This is a genomic window from Jatrophihabitans sp. (assembly GCF_051960575.1).
Taxonomy (GTDB): Bacteria; Actinomycetota; Actinomycetes; order Mycobacteriales; family Jatrophihabitantaceae; genus JBQCEE01.
Window position 1 is genome coordinate 1 of sequence record NZ_JBQCEE010000217.1, and the last position, 15,931, is coordinate 15,931.

Here is a 15,931-nt window from a genome sequence, read left to right on the forward strand (position 1 = left end):
ACGTTCACGGCGATGTCCATGGCGTGCGCCGTCGCCCCGTCGATGGGTGTGTTGATCGTGTTGCGGGCGGCCGTGGGTATCGCCGGCGGCTGCGGTGTCGCGGTCGGCGGGGCGGTCGTCAGCGACCGGTGGGCCGGCGCCGACGCCGCGGCCCGCTACGGCACGCTCGCGTCGATCACCCTGCTCGCGCCGATCGTGGCCCCGGCGATCGGCGGCGGCCTGCTGCTGCTCGGCGACTGGCGCGGCGTGTTCGTCTTCCTCGGCGGCCTCGGCCTGGTGATGGTCGCGGCCGCCGCGATCGGACTGCCCGAGACACTGCCGCTCGAGCGCCGGCATCCGCCTGGGCTCGGAGCGATGGCCCGGCGAATGGGTCGGCTGCTGCGGGTGCGTCGGTTCGCCCTGACCGTCGGCGTGCAGTGCCTGGCCACGGCGGGCTTCTTCACCTACATCGGCGGCTCGTCGTTCGTGCTGCAGGCCGACCTGCACCTGTCTCCCGGCCGGTACTCGCTGCTGTTCGCGACCAATGCCGCCGCGATGGCGGCGTGCAGTGCGACCTTCCGGGTTCTGGTGCGCCGGGTAGGGCCGGTGCGGCTGCGTGCCACCGGCCTGACGCTCTCGACGACGGCGGTCGTCGCGCTCGCGGTCTACGCCCAGTCGGTCGACCACGCCGCCCTCGGCCCGACCTGGACGCTGCTGGCGATCACCGTCGCCGGCATGGGCCTGACCATCCCGTCGACCACCGCGATCGCGCAGGAGATCGGGCGTGCCAGCGGCGGCACGGCGTCGGCGCTTCAGGGTGGGTTGACCTTCACCGTCGGCGCCGCGGCGACCGCCCTCACCGGACTCGCCGGCCTCACGACGGTCGCAGGGATGACCACCGTGATGGCCGTCTTCTTCGTCGCTGCCACCTTCAGCGTGTTCGCCACGCGCGGGACGGTCGCCGCGACGGTGCGGTGACCCTCCTCGCAGGGTCGGGCGACGGGCAGAGGAGGGCGGTACAACGTCCGTTGCGCCGTGGGTCTGGCGTCCCATCGAATCGGCGTGCTGGTGACTGGGTGGTGCGCGGAGGTCAGGCCGTCGGGATGTGCGTCGGCTGGTTCCGCATGGGTCTTCGGAGGGGGTCGACGAGGTCGGGTGGGATGAAGTGTGGGATGCCGTCGATCATGTGGATGCGCCAGCCTCGGTCGAGGTGGCGGCGGTGGTGGTAGGCGCAGAGCAGGACGAGGTTGTCGATGGCGGTCTGGCCGCCGCGGATCCATTCGAGGATGTGGTGGCGTTCGCACCATTCGGGTGGGATGGAGCAGCCGGGGAACGCGCAGCCGCCGTCGCGGACGGCGAGGGCGTCGGCTTGGGCTGGTGAGGCGCAGCGGCGTCCGCGGCCGTAGTCGAGGATGCCGCCGGTGGTGTTGTGGACGACCCGGCCGACGTTGCACTGGTCGGCCAGCCGGAACGCTTGGGCGACCGAAAGTTTCTGCCGGTGGGTGGTCCAGACCAGCCCGGTCTGGTTCTCGAACTGGTTGGGGGTCATGGCGACCTGGACGGTGGCGGCGGTGCCGGTGGCGGTGGCGTGCTCGCCGGCGCGGGCGGCGAGGGCGAGCAGGTCGCCGATCGCGTCGGCGCGGCGTTGGCCGGGGGTGCGCTGGTCGGGGCCGGTGGCGTCGGTGGGGCGGGGTTTGGCGTTGGCGGCGAGGAAGGCGAGCAGTTTGGCCCCGTCGATGCCGGCGAGGCGGTAGCTGCCGGCGACCATGCCGTCGGCCAGCGGTCGGGCGTCGAAGAACCGGCGGGCCTGCTGCACCTGGTCGTCGGGTTCGGGCCCGTCCTGGTCGTAGCAGAAGCTGAGCTTGTCGCACACGACCTTCAGGTCGGCCAGGTGCAGCGCGTGCGCGGCCTGCACCAGCGACCGTTCCGCCTCGTCCAGCTGGTGCGGGGTGAGCCGGGGCGGCAGGTCGGCGAGGGTCTTCACGATCAGCGCCACCTGCGCCGGTGTCACCACCCCGGCGGTTCTCGCGGCGGCGAGGTGTGGGCGCAGCGGTGGTAGTGGTTCGCCGGAGAACGCGACCCGGGTGCCGCACTGCCGGGCGGCGGTCACCCGCTGCCTGGCCTCGCCGGCGGTGAGGCGCCACAGCGCGGACAGGAACCCCGCGGTGGTGCGGGTCAGCTGCTTGTGCGGCAACTCGCGCCGCTCCACGTCGGTGACCACGGCGTCGTCGACCGTCCCCAACGACCGCCGCAGCGCCTCCAGGTCACGGGCCAGGTCGATGAACTCGTCATCGCTCAACTGCCCGAACCCACCACCGGCGGCGCACTCACCGAACGCGTCGATCGCCTTGTGCAGCACCCCGAACCGCTCGAGGATCGCCGCATCGGTCATACCAAGAAGCTAGAACAGGGGTACGACAGAAAACGTCGAGCACGCGCCCTCCGATCCGCGTGGAATGCGGGCCGATCGCGCTTTGCCGGGCAGCGGCATCGTCGCTGCGTCGCCAAAGTGCCACGGTCTCCTGCAACGCTGGTGCCACGGTCGCGGCACGCTGGTGTCATCGGTGGTCACCGCGGGCAGTAGCCAGCGTTCCGCGGGCTAGTGGCCTCGGTTCTTTGCAACGGTTGGTGAGCCAGCCGCCGTCCAGCTGGCCAGCACCTTCAGTCGGTCCTCTGACGCCGTGTTGGGTTCCGCGGCGTAGGTGATCATTTGGTGTACGGGTCGGTTGTGCGAGGGAAGATCGAGCGGCTGAAATATCAGTTCGAGTTGGCCGGCTTCAGGGTGAAGCAGCCGCTTGGTGCCGTCGTGACGGGTGAGGACGTCATGCTCGGCCCAGCGGCGTCGGAACTCGACGCTGACGGCGGACAGTTCGCCGATGACCTCGCGCAGCGCCGGGTCGGCGGGGTCGCGTCCGACCTCGGCGCGAAGCAGAGCGGCGGTGGCGACGCCGGCGGCGTCCCAGTCGACGAAGAACGTTTGTGCGCTGCGGTCGAGGAAGATGTAGCGGGCGAGGTTGGGACGGCCTCGAGCGTCGACCGTGTCGCTTGTGAACATCGGCGCGAACACTGCCCGGGCCAGATGGTTGCTGGCGACGATGTCCGCGCAGCCGTTACGCACGAACGCGGCGGTCATCGTCATCGAGTCGAGCAGCCACTGCACCTGCAGCGCGATGTCGTCGTGGTCGCGTCGCGCCGCCGTCCGCCGCCGCCGTTGGGACGATCGGGCGAGGTCGAACAGGTAGGTCCGTTCGTCGTCGTTCAGTCGCAGGACGCGCGCGACCGCGTCCAGGACCTCGTCGGAGACGCCCGCGATGTGTCCTCGCTCCAGCCGCGTGTACCACTCGGTGCTCACACCGGCCAGGACGGCGACCTCTTCACGTCGCAGCCCGGCGACCCGGCGCCGGCCGCTGGTGGGCAGTCCGGCCTGCGCCGGACTGATCCGGGCGCGCCGGCTGGTGAGGAAAGCGCGGATGTCCGCGCGATTGCCTGGCTCCTGCTGCACCCGGTCGACGGTAGCGCCGAAGCCCCGTCGGCAGGGGGTGCGTCGTTGTTCCCCCATGAACGCGCCCTCCCTACGGCTCGGCAGAGGCGGTCGCATGGAACCGGACCTCGCGACGAGGACATGGACACATGGAGGTAAGAACATGACCAGTGCGGAGCTGAGCGCGCCCACGGTGGCGTTGGGCACCTGGGCTTGGGGCGACAGCGGAACGACCGGCGACGGGTACTTCGGCAGTGAGATGAGCGAGGCCGGGCTGCGCGAGGTCGTCGACCGCGCGATGTCGAACGGTCTCACCTTGTTCGACACCGCCGTTGTCTACGGCGCAGGGCGGGCGGAAGCGGTCCTCGGTCGAACGCTGGCCGGGTACTGGCGCGGCGACTACCAGCTGTCGACGAAGTTCACCCCGCAGGCTGCCGGCGGCAGCGGCGACCCGGTCGCGGAGATGCTCCAGCAGAGCCTCACCCGGCTGGGGACGGAGTACGTCGACTTGTACTGGATCCACAACCCAGCCGACGTGGACCGGTGGACGCCGCAGCTGATCCCGCTGCTCGAAGCGGGCACGGTCAGGCATGTCGGCGTCTCCAACCACAACCTGGAGCAGATCGCCCGTGCCGATGAGATCCTCGGCGAGGCAGGCTTCCGGGTGGCAGCGGTTCAGAATCACTTCAGTCTGCTGTACCGGTACGCGGCGGCCGACGGCCTGCTCGAGTACTGCCGCGACCACGGCACGCGGTTCTTCGCCTACATGGTGCTCGAGCAGGGCGCGTTGACGGGCCGTTACGACGCGGCCAATCCGATGCCGGACGGCAGCAGCCGTGCGGCCGCGTACAACGGCATCCTGCCGCGGCTGCAACCGCTGCTGGACCGGATGCGGGCGATCGCCGATGGTAGAGATGCGTCCGTCGCGGACGTTGCGACGGCCTGGGCGCTCGCCAAGGGCACCACACCGATCATCGGCGTCACGAAGCCACGTCACATCGACGGTCTGCTGCGCGCCGCATCCCTGCCGCTGTCGGCCGAAGAGATCGCCGTTGTGGAGGCGGAGGCGGACGCCGCGGGCGTCGACACACGCGGCTGGTGGGAGCGCGAACGGTAGCAGCAACCAGTCTGCTGCTCGGTGGTTCACGGCTGCGATCGTCGTCCAGGCACTGGTGCGAGTGATGCCAGCGCTCGTTCGTCGCGGCTGCCTGGTTCGGCGGTGATCAGGACGACCTGCTGGTCGTCCTCCGGGACCAGCAGGACGTCGCAGGAGAGCCGCATCCGACCGGCGGACGGGTGGTCGACGGTCTTGACGCGGTGGCCCGGCAGGTGCGTCGGCTCCTCAGCCCACAGGGTGCGGAACGCGTCGCTGCACTCGTGCAGCTGGTGCAGGAGGCGTCCGAGGTCGTCGTCGGCGGGGTAGCGGGTTGCGGCCGCTCGCAGCCTGCCGACGGCGACTTCGGCGAATCCGTCGGCGTGCTCGCTCCAGTGCCGGCCGGTGAGGAAGTAGCGGCGGGCGAGGTTCGGCTCGACGGCCAGGTGGCCGAGCAGCGCATCGGCCAGCGGGTTGCATGCGATCACGTCATAGTCCGCTGCCGTCACGATGGCAGCCGTGGTCGGCATGCGACGCAGCATCTCGCGGATGTGAGGACGCACCGTCCGCGGAATGGTCGGCGGAGGCATCGGTGACGCGGCGCCGAGCGCGAACAGCCGTGCGCGGTCGGCCCGGTCGAGGCCCAGCGCGACGCTGAGCGACTGGAGGATGCGAGGTGACGGCTGCGCGCCGCGGCCCTGCTCGAGGCGGGTGTAGTACTCGACCGACATGTGCGCCCGGCCGGCGACCTCCTCGCGGCGAAGCCCCGGAGTTCGCCTGCTGCATCCGTCGCTGTCTGCCGGCTGCATCCGGCGGCGACGGTCGCGCAGGAACGCCGCCAGGTCTGTCTTGGACATCGCGTCCTCCGTGCGGGTGGTACCGGCTGGGCCTGGTTCGGGCGCCGACGCCGGCGCAGCGTGGATGTCATGAATCCTCCCACCGCACTGATCACAGGGGCCACCAGCGGCATCGGCAAGGAGACGGCGCGGCAACTCGTCGACCTGGGCTGGACAGTGCTGCTCGGAGCACGTGACGCCGCCCGAGGACGCCGCGCGGCGGCCGAGGTCGGCGGCCGACCGCTGGCCCTCGACGTCACCGACAGCGCGAGCATCGCCGCAGCAGCGGCCACCGTGCCGGACCTGGACGTGTTGATCAACAACGCCGGCATCTCGCCGGACATCGACGACGCCGTCACCGACGCCGATGTCGACGTCTTCCGACGCACCTACGAGACGAACGTGTTCGGCGTCGTGGCCGTCACCAACGCGTTCCTACCCGCGCTGCGCCGATCGAGCCACGCCCGCATCGTCAACATCTCCAGCGGCACCGGCTCGCTCACCTGGAGCACCAGCGAGAACCCACAGTTCGATTTCCGCGCGGCCAGCACCGGTCGCGGCGCCGCGTACCGATCGTCGAAGGCCGCACTCGACGCACTGACCATCTTCTACGCCCATGCCCTCGACAGCACCGGCATCAAGGTGAACGCCCTGGCGCCCGGACTGCGCGCCACCAACCTCAACGCACGCGCCGCAGCGGCCGGTGGCGACCCGGCCGAGGCCGCGGCAGCCGTCGTCCGACTCGCCACGCTTCCCGATGACGCACCGTCGGGACTGCTGATCGGTTGGGACGGGGCAGTCGTCCCCTGGTAGTGGCGATCACGTCGCCGTACGACGGAGCGGGACGAAGGGACCGGCGGCCCGCGTGCAGTCGCCGCTCGTCGGCGCGCGTATTCCCGACGCGGGCCGAACTGAACTCGTGATGCAGCCGATGATGGGCGCATGACGCCACCCCTCGCCGGACTGCTCGTCGCCGACTTCAGCCGTGTGTTGGCCGGTCCGCTCGCCACGATGCATCTCGCCGACCTCGGCGCGACCGTCGTCAAGGTCGAGCGTCCCGACGTCGGCGACGAGACGCGGGCGTGGGGCCTGCCGTTCACCGAGCACGCGTCGGCGTACTTCGAGTGCGTGAACCGCAGCAAGTACGGCATGGCGCTCGACCTCGCGGACGACGCGGACCGCGCGCTGGCGCAGCGCCTGGCCGCACGCGCCGACGTGCTGGTCGAGAACCACCGCCCCGGCTCACTCGCCCGGTATGGGCTCGACGCGGACACCGTGCGGGCGGCGAACCCCGGTGTCGTCTACTGCTCGATCTCGGGTTTCGGTCAGGGCGCCGGCGCCGACCGGCCGGGCTACGACTTCCTCGTCCAGGCCGTCGGCGGGCTGATGAGCATCACGGGCGCCGCCGACGGTCCGCCGACGAAGGTGGGCGTCGCGCTCGTCGACGTGCTCACCGGCAAGGACGCGGTGATCGGCATCCTGGCCGCGCTGCAGCGCCGGGCCGTCACCGGCGTCGGCGAGCACGTGCAGGTCGACCTGCTCTCGAGCCTGCTCGGCGGGCTGGTCAATCAGGCGGCGTCGTACCTCACGACGGGGGTCGCGCCCGGACGCATGGGGAACCGCCATCCGTCCATCGCGCCGTACGAGACCCTGCGTTGCGCCGACGGCGAGCTCGCCGTGGCGTGCGGCAACGACGGCCAGTTCGCGCGGCTCGTGGCGGTGCTCGGCGTGCCCGAGCTCGCCGACGACCCGTGCTACGCGACGAATGCGGCCCGCGTCGGCCACCGCGACGAGCTGGTCGGCGCACTCGAGGCGGCGTTGGCGACGGCGTCCGCCGCCGACTGGGAGCAGCGGCTCGGGGGAGCGGGCGTCGCCGCCGGACTGGTCGGCGACATCGGCTCGGCGCTCGCCCTGGCCGAGCGGCTCGGGCTCGAGCCGACCCTCGACATCGGGGAGAGGCACCCGGCACAAGTGCGGAACCCGGTGCGATTCGCGGGCACCGCGCCCCTAGTAGCGACCCCGCCGCCGACGCTCGGCGAGCACACCGCGTGGTTGCGCGACCTGCTGGAACGTGACGCACCGATTCCGCCGCGCTGATCGAACCGACTTGACGTGAACAGACCTGTCTGGTTACCTGGCCGAGGTAGACAGACAGGTCTGCTCAGCATTGACGGAAGAGGTCCAGCCATGACCACCGTGACCACCGCGCCGGCGCGCACCGCCGTCGGCCGCGACCGCGCGTCGCACACCGCCCGCCGCACGCTCGGGCCGACCGGCTCGCTCGTGCTGCTCGCGTCCCTCATCGTGTCGCTGCTTGCCAGTTCGAGCGCGCCGACGCCGCTCTACGCCGTGTACCAGCGCGAGTGGGGCTTCTCGCCCATCACGACGACCGTCGTCTTCGGCAGCTACGCCGTCGCGGTGCTGCTTTCCCTGCTGGTGCTCGGCCGCATCTCGGACCACGTCGGACGCCGCCCCGTGCTCTTCGCCGCCCTGGCCCTGCAGGTGGTCGCGATGGCCGTGTTCGCCGTAGCGGGCGACGTCGCGACGCTGCTGACGGCCCGCGTGCTGCAGGGCATCGCGACCGGCGCGGCATCGGCGGCGATCGGTGCCGCGCTGCTCGACGTCGACCGCGCCCGCGGCACGATCTCGAACTCGGTGGCGCCGGGCATCGGCACCGGCGGCGGGGCCATCCTCTCGGCGCTGGTCGTGCAGTACCTGCCCGCGCCGACCCACCTCGTCTACCTGCTGCTCATCGCCGTTTTCGTGCTGCAGGCGGTGGCGCTGCTGTTCCTGCGCGAGAGCGTCGCGACCGAGCCCGGAGCGCTGGCCAGTCTGTCGCCCGAGGTGCGTTTGCCGCGCACGGTGCGGCGCGCCGCGGTGATCGCGACCCCGGTGCTGTTCGCGGTCTGGTCGCTGGCCGGCTTCTACGCGGCCCTCGGCCCGGCGCTGCTCGGCGGGCTCGTGCACTCGCACTCGGCGGTGTACGGCGGGCTGCCGCTCGGCCTGCTCGCCGGCTCGGCCGCGGTGTCGGTGTTCGTGCTGCGCAACATCCCGACCCGCACGGTGATGTACGTCGGCGTGCTCGCGCTGATCGCCGGCGTCGCCGCGACGCTGGTGGCCGTCGACGCCGCTTCGGTGGCGGGCTACCTCGCCGGCACCGTCGTCGCGGGTATCGGCTTCGGCAGCGGCTTCCAGGGTGGCATCCGGCTGGTCGTGCCGCAGGTCGAGGCGCACGAGCGCGCGGGCGTGCTCGCGCTGCTCTACGTCGTGTCGTACCTCGGCCTCGGCGTGCCGGCGGTGATCGGCGGCGTGCTCGTCGTCGACGCCGGTGGCCTGCTCACCACGACGCGCGAGTACGGGCTCGCCGTGATCGTGCTCGCGCTCGGCGCGCTCGTCGGCCTGCTGCTCAACCGTCCGGCGCCCGCACCGTGCCCGCGCGCGGCGTCGGTACGGGCCTGAGCCCCGCCCCCCGCGTAGATTCGACCTCGGACGAGAGGGAGCGGCCATGACCACCGCAGTGAAGGCATCGGCACGCGAGCGACTGCTCGCCGCCGCCGACGAGCTCTTCTACCGCGAGGGCGTGCACACCGTCGGCATCGACCGCATCATCGAGCATGCTGGTGTCGCGAAGGCGTCCCTCTACAACTGTTTCGGCAGCAAGGAGGCGCTGGTCGCCGCCTACCTCGAGGGACGCCAGGCACGCAGTACCGGGCGCATCGAGCGCGCGATGGCGGCCCACGACGACCCGCGCGGCAAGATCCTCGCAGTCTTCGAGGCGCAGCAGCGGCTCTTCGCCGACCCCGAGTACCGCGGCTGCGCGTTCGTGGCCGCGACGGCCGAGGCGCCGGCGGGTGGCGTCGAGGAGCAGGCGTCCGACCGGTTCCGCACCTGGCTGCGCGAGCTGTTCGTCCGCCTCGCCGGCGAGGCCGGCGTCGCCGACCCCGACAGCCTGGGGCGCACCCTGCACCTGCTCTACGACGGCGCGATGACGTCGGCGCGCATGGACCGCGACCCGCAGGCCGCCGCCGTCGCCCGCGACACCGCCGCCGCACTGCTCGACGCCGCGCCGAAGCGCAAGCGCAGCGCCCGCCGCTGACCCACACTCGGGGGCAGCAGGGTCAGGTGGCGGCGGCGCCCCGGCCGAGCCCGCGCAGGACGGGCAACCGGAACGGGGACGAGGTGTCCGAGCGCCGCCAGGCGGCGTCGCCGATGCGATGGGCGGTGGCGAACCAGCACGAGGGGTCGAGCGGGCCGCGTGCGAGGTGACGGTGCAGCGCGGTCGCGTGCAGCCCGGCGACGGCGATGCCCACGGCGTGGTGGCCCGGCAGGGTCACGATCGCGTCGCCGACCGCCACCACGTTCGCGGGCACGCTGCACAGCCGGTCGTAGCGCAGCCGGCGGTGCGCCGTCGGGTGTTCGCCGTCGTCGCCCGGTGCCGCGCTGCCGTGCCGGCAGGGGCGGGTCTCGACCGGCGGCTGGGCGTGGCCGAGCTGCGCGAGCCAGGTCGGCAGTCGCGACGCGCGGCCGCCGGCATCGACGACGAGGTCGGCCCGCAGCCGCTCCATGCCGCTCGCCGTCATCACCTCGACGGACCTGACGGCCGGATCGCCGGTGAGCCACAGCGCGTCGGCGGCGAGGCGCAACTCGACGTGCGGCAGCACGGACACCTCGGCGCAGAGTGCGCCGACGGTGCCGCGCCGCGCCGCGGTCGGACGCGGCCTCGTGCGCAACGGCGCCAGCCCGTCGTGCAACGCGAGCAGCGCACGCTGGACGCGCGCCGGCAGGTCGACCGTGTCGGCCGCGTGCGACGTGCCGCCGGACCGGTCGACGACGGTGAGTCGGCGGCAGTGCGGCGCCACCGCGGCGGCCGCGCACCAGCCCGCGACGCCAGCGCCGACGACGACGACGTGCTCGTAGGTCACCTGCGTCCCCGACCCCGCCATCGCCACCTCCCGCCGGCCGTTGACCCCTGTTCGTGCGTCGTCGCCGGTGCGGATCACTCGGACGCGCACAGGCCGGAAGTCCTGTGATCCGTCGCCGATGGACACGCGAATGACGGATGTGACGATCAGGGACATCGGTCCGCGTACGGTCGGGCGATGGTGGTCGGCGCACGCAGCGACGACGTGCTCGTCGCGCGGCTGCTCGCCGGCGACGAGACGGCGCTGGCGATCGTCTTCGCCGAGCACGGCGATCTCGTCTACGGCCTCGCCCGTCGCGTCACCCGCGACGAGCACCTCGCGCACGACATCACCCAGGAGGTCTTCGCCGGCCTCTGGCAGCGCCCCGACAAGGTCGACCTCGCCCGCGGCTCGCTGCGCACCTTCCTCGCCATGGTCACCCACGGCCGCTCGGTCGACGAGGTGCGGCGCAGCGAACGCCGCCAGCGGCTCGAGGCCGTCGCCCCGGAGGTCGACGCCGAGGACGGACCGGACGTGAGCGTCGTCGACGCCGCCGCCGAGCGCTGGCGCTCGAGCCGTCTCGCCGCGGGGCTCGCCGCCCTGCCGTCCGAGCAGCGCCGGGCCGTGCAACTCGCCTACTTCGAGGGGCTCACCTACCGGCAGGTCGCCGCGGCGCTCGGCATCCCGGAGGGCACCGCGAAGTCGCGGCTGCGGCTGGCGCTGGGCCGCTTGCGCGGCACGCTCGGGGACGACCTGCGCCTGGTGACCGGATGACCGGACCGGACGAGACCCTCGCCGCGCTCGCGGCGCTGCACGCGGTCGACGACGACGAACGCCTGGAGGTCGGGGTGATCGAGCCCGGGCTGCTGCGCACCGCCGCAGGTCTCGCGGAGATCGCCGCTGAACCGCCGCCGCCCGGCCTGGCAGCCGCGGTGCTGCGCGACGCCGTGCGAGCCAGGCCGCCCGGCCGTCCGCCCGGCGGTGTCGGGCCGTGCACGCCGGCGGAGGCCTTCGCCCGCACCGTCGCCGAACTGGAGGCGCTGCTCGACTCGCTGACCGCCGCCGACTGGACGGCCTCCGTGCACGGGACGGACCACGCCGTCCGCGACGTCGTCGTGCACCTCGTCGGGGCCGAGCGGGTGGCGACCCACTGGCTGCTCGCGTCCGGCGACGACGTCGCGCCGTCCGATCACCCGGCGCTCACCGCGGCCGCCGTGGCCGACCTGGACGACGCGTCGGTCGACGCGGTGGCGACGGCCTGGCGGCGGGCGGCCGACGACTTCGCCGCGGCCGCCGGCGCCGCCGACCCGGAGCTCGCCGTGCCGTACTACGGCCGCCGGCTGCGTCCGGCCGCGATGCTGGTGTCGCGCACCTTCGAGCTGTGGGCGCACATGATCGACATCACCACCGCGACCGGACGCGACCTGCCGAGGCTCGACCCCAACCGCATGGCGTTGCTCTCGGGCGGCCTCATGCAGGCGCTGGCCACACTCGACGACGCGACCGCGCAGGCGCCGGTGCGGTTCGTGCTCACCGGCGACGGCGGAGGCGTGCACGACGTGGCGGGCCGGGCCCCCGACGGCACCGGCGCGACGATCGTCGGCGACGTCGTGGACATCTGCCGCGCGGCCGCCCGCCGGCTCGCCCCCGACCGACTGACGGTGCACGTCGACGGCGACCCCGAGCTCGCCGAGCGCTTCCTGCGGGTGCTGGGTTCGTTCGCGCTCGACTGATCAGCGCTCGGAGGCGACCTCGAGCAGCATGAGCTGCGCCTTCTGCGGCCGGCGGCGCGGCAGCCAGAGCCCGATGCGCTCGAGCGCCGCGCCGGTCATCGACGCTCCACCGAGCGGGCCGCGTCCGTCCAGGCCGGGGGAGTGCGACGCCGGCCGCAGGTCGACCGGCCCGAGCCAGCGGCCCGTGTAGCGGGCGGTCGGTAGCAGGCCGGGCACGCGCAGCGTGACGCCCCGGTTCGAGGTCGCCTCGTCCAGTTGGACGTGCGCGAGCAACGCGGTGCTGCCGTCGCGCGCGACGACGCCGTGCGCCTGCACGGCCGGCTCGGCGACGTCGAGCCGCACGACGCGTCCCGAGTGCAGCAGTGGGCGGTACTGCTTGAAGAGCGTGACCCACGCGGCGAGCGCCCTGAGATCGTCCTCGTCCGCCGCCGTGAGGTCCCACTCGATGCCGAAGGCGCCGAAGAACGCGGTGGCGGCGCGGAGGTCGAGGTCGAAGGTGCGGCCGGTCTGGTGCGACCGCGGCGCCGACACGTGCGCACCGAGGTACTCAGGGGCGAGCAGCTGGGTCGTCCACCGCTGGATGCGCTGGCGCGCCCGCGCGTCGGTGAGATCGGAGGTCCACACGCGCTGCACCTGCTCGACCACGGCGAGGTCGATGCGCCCGCCGCCGGCCGCGCACGACTCCCAGGCGACCTGCGGGTGCCGGGCCCGCAGGTCGGCGAGCAGGGCGTGGAACGCGCGGGTCTGGTCGTGCACCGCGGCCGCGCCGTGCCGGCGCGTGCTGCCCGCGTCGACGAGATCGCGGTTGTGGTCCCACTTCACGGCATCGATGTCGTGGTCGCGCAGCACGGCGTCGACCCGGTCACTGACGTACTGCCACGCCTCGGGGACGGTCAGGTCGAGCACGAGCTGGTTGCGTTCGAGCACCGGTAGGCGGTCGCCGGTCTGCAGCACCCAGTCCGGGTGCGCGCGGAACAGCTCCGAGTCGGGGTTCACCATCTCGGGCTCGAACCACAGCCCGAACTGCATGCCGGCGGCGTGCACCGTGTCGATGAGCGGCGCCAGGCCGTCGGGCCACACGCCGGCGTCGACCCACCAGTCGCCGAGCCCGGCGCGGTCGTCACGCCGGCCGTGGAACCAGCCGTCATCGAGCACGAAGCGTTCGACCCCGACGCGGGCGGCGCGCGCGGCGAGCTCCTGCAGGCGCGCCAGGTCGTGGTCGAAGTAGACGGCTTCCCAGACGTTGAGGGTCACCGGTTGCCGGTCGGGGTGCGCGGGCAGCGTGCGCTGCCAGGTGTGCAGGGCGGCCGCAGCCGCGTCGAGGCCGTCGGCGGCCACGACGTACACCCACGGCATCGTGTACGACGCCCCTGGCGGCAGCGCGACCTCGCCGGGCAGCAGCAGCTCACCGCCGCCGATCGTGGCCGGTGTCGCGGCGTCGCGCTCGACGCGCAGCACCGCGTTGCCGCTGCAGGCGACGTGCACCGCGACCAGCTCGCCGTGGGCGAAGCCGAAGCCCGGCACGCCCGCCACGGCGAGCGTGGGGGCGGCCAGCCCGGGGCGTCCGGTGCGGGTTTCGCGCAGCCAGAGGCCGTCGACGAGCTCGTGGCGCTGCGGTGACCGCTCGCCCTCGTGCCGCCCGGTGAAGTCGAGCACCTCGGTGCAGCGGTCGTCGAGCGGCACGGTGAGCTCGAGCGCCTCGAGCCGGTAGGCGTCCGCGCCGTCGTTGGTGAGCCGGTGCCTCGCCCGCAGCGCGCCGCCGGGCAGTGACTCGACCTCGGTGCGCAGCGACAGCGCCGCCACCTCGTCGACCGCGGTCATGACGAGGGTCGTCCCGTCGACCTCGGTGCCGGTGGGTCGGAACCGCGTCGACCAGTCGCGTCCGTCGCGATGGCCGCGCAGGCCGGGCCGGGTGAAGAGGCCGCGCGAGTGCTCGATCAGCAGTGGTGCACCTGGACGCGGTGACGACCCGACACCGTCGAGGGCATCGATCCGTCCGAGCCCGCGGACGAGCGGCAACCGGTCGGGGTCGGCGTCGTCGAGCAACAGCCCGGTGCCCTCGGCCCCCGCGGGGAACAGCCTCATGCCGTGGCGTGCACGATCACGAGCGCTCCGGTGACACGAGCACGACCTTGGGCCCGGCGTTCTCGAGCTGCACCAGGGCGTCCTCGCCGAGGTCGTCGTCGCTGACCAGCAGGTCGGCGTCCTCGATGTTGCCCCATGAGGCGAGCCCGACGGTGCGCCACTTCGAGGCGTCGGCCAGCACGATGACCTTGCCGGCCTGGGCCATCAGCGCCCGGTTGGTCTCGGCCTCGGCGAGGTTCGGGCTGGTGAAGCCGGACGCCGGGTCGAGCCCGTAGGTGCCGATGAACAGCTGGTCGACGTGCAGCGAGCGGATCGTCAGGTCGGCGACCGGCCCGACGAGCGCCGCGCTCGGCGTGCGCACGCCGCCGGTGAGGATGACGGTCTGCTGGGTCGGGTCGCCGACCGCGGCGATCGTCTCGGCCACGGTGATCGAGTTCGTGACGACGGTCAGCGAGGGCACGCGTGCCAGGTGCGGCGCCATCGCCCACGTGGTCGTCCCGGCCGACACCGCGATGGCCGTGCCGGGCTCGACGAGCGAGGCGGCGTGGGCGGCGATGGCCTGCTTCGCGTCCTGCGCGATGGTGCTCTTGAGCGCGAAGCTCGGCTCCTCGGCGACCCGGCCCGAGTGCTCCATCACCGCACCGCCGCGCACCTTCTTGAGGGCACCGTCGGCGTGCAGGCGTTCGAGGTCGCGGCGGATGGTCATGTCCGAGACGCCGAGCAGCGCGGTCATCTCGCTGACGCGCACGCTGCCCGAGCGACGGATCTGCTCGAGGATGAGGTCCTGTCGTTGACGCGCGAGCATTCGATCTCCCTTCCGAACCGGGGACCGCCGACTGTTCTGGCGCCATTCGGATGTGGACTGTTGTCGGGTCGGCGCGAGAAGTCAACACCGAGCCCCGGGATGTCGACACTTGTTGTGCGTTTCTGTGCTCCTGAGGCGTTCAAGCCGTGCAACTGTGTCGTTACCTGTTGACTTCTGTCCGAAACAGTTGCATCGTTCCGGCCACGCGGGCGTGTGACCGAGCCCGCACCGCGGTGGCAGTCCCGCCCCGCAGGACTCAGAGGAGCGTGACGAACGGTGAGCGGTGGATCTGTTCGAGGGGGCCGCTTGCGGCGCGGCCGCCGCGTGGCCGTGCTGGCCGCAGCGACGACGGCCGGCCTGCTGCTGGCGGCCTGCAGCTCGTCCGGCGGCAGCAGCGGCGGGTCCGGATCGTCCGGTGGTGGCGACTGCAAGGCGTCCTCCGGCAAGGTGAACCTCACCTTCGCGACGTGGGTGCCGGGCATGGACAAGGTCGTCGACCTCTGGAACAAGGCCAACCCGGACATCCAGGTGACGGTGAAGAACGTGCCGGCCGGCAATGCGGGCACCTACCAGAACTTCAGCAACGGCCTGAAGGCCGGCACCGCCCCCGACCTCGGCCAGGTCGAGTACGACACGCTGCCGAACTTCCGCCTGCAGGGCGGCCTCAAGAACATCGCCAAGTGCCCTGGCGTCTCGGACGCGCAGTCGAAGTTCGTCGACTGGACGTGGTCGCAGGTCGACTTCAACGGCAACGACGGGGTCTTCGCGGTCCCGCAGGACACCGGCCCGCTCGCGCTGTTCTACCGCAAGGACGTCTTCGACAAGCTCGGCCTGACGGCGCCGAAGACCTGGGACGAGTACGCGGCGGACGCCGCCAAGATCCACCAGGCGAACCCCAGCCAGTACATCACCTTCTTCTCGCAGAGCGACCCGAACTGGTACACCGGCCTGCTGTGGCAGAACGGCGCGCAGCTGTTCTCCGACCAGGGCGGCAAGGTCAAGGTCAGCATCGCCGACA

At 72.6% G+C, this 15,931-nt stretch carries 15 protein-coding genes; 9 read left to right on the forward strand and 6 right to left on the reverse strand.

Features of this window, described 5'->3' with window-relative positions:
* Positions 1 to 957 (forward strand): MFS transporter (locus ACTHMS_RS12070; protein WP_440306912.1); only part of this gene is annotated, 957 nt, incomplete at its 5' end.
* Positions 958 to 1,069: 112 nt separating this feature from the next.
* On the opposite strand, the gene ACTHMS_RS12075 is transcribed toward ACTHMS_RS12070, so the two are convergent.
* Together ACTHMS_RS12075 and ACTHMS_RS12080 are read right to left on the reverse strand one after the other, a co-directional pair.
* On the reverse strand, positions 1,070 to 2,371 hold the full coding sequence (locus tag ACTHMS_RS12075) for a DUF222 domain-containing protein (RefSeq protein WP_440306913.1): 1,302 nt from the start codon (positions 2,369 to 2,371) through the stop codon (positions 1,070 to 1,072).
* Between the two features lie 207 nt (positions 2,372 to 2,578).
* Positions 2,579 to 3,481: a helix-turn-helix transcriptional regulator gene (locus ACTHMS_RS12080; protein WP_440306926.1), complete on the reverse strand. Its 903-nt coding sequence runs from the start codon at positions 3,479 to 3,481 to the stop codon at positions 2,579 to 2,581.
* Positions 3,482 to 3,623: 142 nt separating this feature from the next.
* On the opposite strand from ACTHMS_RS12080, the gene ACTHMS_RS12085 reads away from it, so the two are divergent.
* On the forward strand, positions 3,624 to 4,577 hold the full coding sequence (locus ACTHMS_RS12085) for an aldo/keto reductase (protein ID WP_440306914.1): 954 nt from the start codon (positions 3,624 to 3,626) through the stop codon (positions 4,575 to 4,577).
* A 26-nt stretch (positions 4,578 to 4,603) separates the two neighbouring features.
* Here ACTHMS_RS12085 and ACTHMS_RS12090 read toward each other — a convergent pair whose 3' ends face one another.
* On the reverse strand, positions 4,604 to 5,410 hold the full coding sequence (locus ACTHMS_RS12090) for a helix-turn-helix transcriptional regulator (RefSeq protein ID WP_440306915.1): 807 nt from the start codon (positions 5,408 to 5,410) through the stop codon (positions 4,604 to 4,606).
* Between the two features lie 69 nt (positions 5,411 to 5,479).
* Here ACTHMS_RS12090 and ACTHMS_RS12095 point away from each other — a divergent pair, with 69 nt between their 5' ends.
* From ACTHMS_RS12095 to ACTHMS_RS12110, 4 genes are all read left to right on the forward strand, one after another.
* On the forward strand, positions 5,480 to 6,202 hold the full coding sequence (locus ACTHMS_RS12095; protein ID WP_440306916.1) for an SDR family NAD(P)-dependent oxidoreductase: 723 nt from the start codon (positions 5,480 to 5,482) through the stop codon (positions 6,200 to 6,202).
* 129 nt (positions 6,203 to 6,331) lie between these two features.
* A complete protein-coding gene (locus ACTHMS_RS12100) occupies positions 6,332 to 7,486 on the forward strand; it encodes a CaiB/BaiF CoA transferase family protein (protein WP_440306917.1) in 1,155 nt (384 codons plus the stop codon).
* Between the two features lie 90 nt (positions 7,487 to 7,576).
* On the forward strand, positions 7,577 to 8,848 hold the full coding sequence (locus tag ACTHMS_RS12105) for an MFS transporter (protein ID WP_440306918.1): 1,272 nt from the start codon (positions 7,577 to 7,579) through the stop codon (positions 8,846 to 8,848).
* A 46-nt stretch (positions 8,849 to 8,894) separates the two neighbouring features.
* Entirely contained in the window at positions 8,895 to 9,485 is a 591-nt protein-coding gene (locus tag ACTHMS_RS12110; RefSeq protein ID WP_440306919.1) for a TetR/AcrR family transcriptional regulator, read from the forward strand.
* A gap of 22 nt (positions 9,486 to 9,507) precedes the next feature.
* Here the strand turns inward: ACTHMS_RS12110 and ACTHMS_RS12115 are convergent, their stop codons facing one another.
* The gene (locus ACTHMS_RS12115) at positions 9,508 to 10,332 is read right to left on the reverse strand and encodes a hypothetical protein (protein WP_440306920.1); all 825 of its coding nucleotides are present in this window, start codon (positions 10,330 to 10,332) and stop codon (positions 9,508 to 9,510) included.
* Between the two features lie 156 nt (positions 10,333 to 10,488).
* On the opposite strand from ACTHMS_RS12115, the gene ACTHMS_RS12120 reads away from it, so the two are divergent.
* Positions 10,489 to 11,064, forward strand: coding sequence for an RNA polymerase sigma factor (locus ACTHMS_RS12120; protein ID WP_440306921.1), 576 nt, complete (start codon positions 10,489 to 10,491; stop codon positions 11,062 to 11,064).
* Complete coding sequence (locus tag ACTHMS_RS12125; protein ID WP_440306922.1) at positions 11,061 to 12,023, forward strand: maleylpyruvate isomerase family mycothiol-dependent enzyme; 963 nt, start codon at positions 11,061 to 11,063, stop codon at positions 12,021 to 12,023. The genes ACTHMS_RS12120 and ACTHMS_RS12125 overlap by 4 nt, the downstream gene beginning before the upstream one ends.
* Here the strand turns inward: ACTHMS_RS12125 and ACTHMS_RS12130 are convergent, their stop codons facing one another.
* Entirely contained in the window at positions 12,024 to 14,108 is a 2,085-nt protein-coding gene (locus ACTHMS_RS12130; RefSeq protein ID WP_440306923.1) for an alpha-galactosidase, read from the reverse strand.
* 16 nt (positions 14,109 to 14,124) lie between these two features.
* Positions 14,125 to 14,913: a DeoR/GlpR family DNA-binding transcription regulator gene (locus ACTHMS_RS12135; protein ID WP_440306924.1), complete on the reverse strand. Its 789-nt coding sequence runs from the start codon at positions 14,911 to 14,913 to the stop codon at positions 14,125 to 14,127.
* A 306-nt stretch (positions 14,914 to 15,219) separates the two neighbouring features.
* Between ACTHMS_RS12135 and ACTHMS_RS12140 the strand changes: the two genes are divergently transcribed.
* The coding region (locus ACTHMS_RS12140) for an ABC transporter substrate-binding protein (RefSeq protein ID WP_440306925.1) at positions 15,220 to 15,931 on the forward strand (712 nt) is incomplete at its 3' end.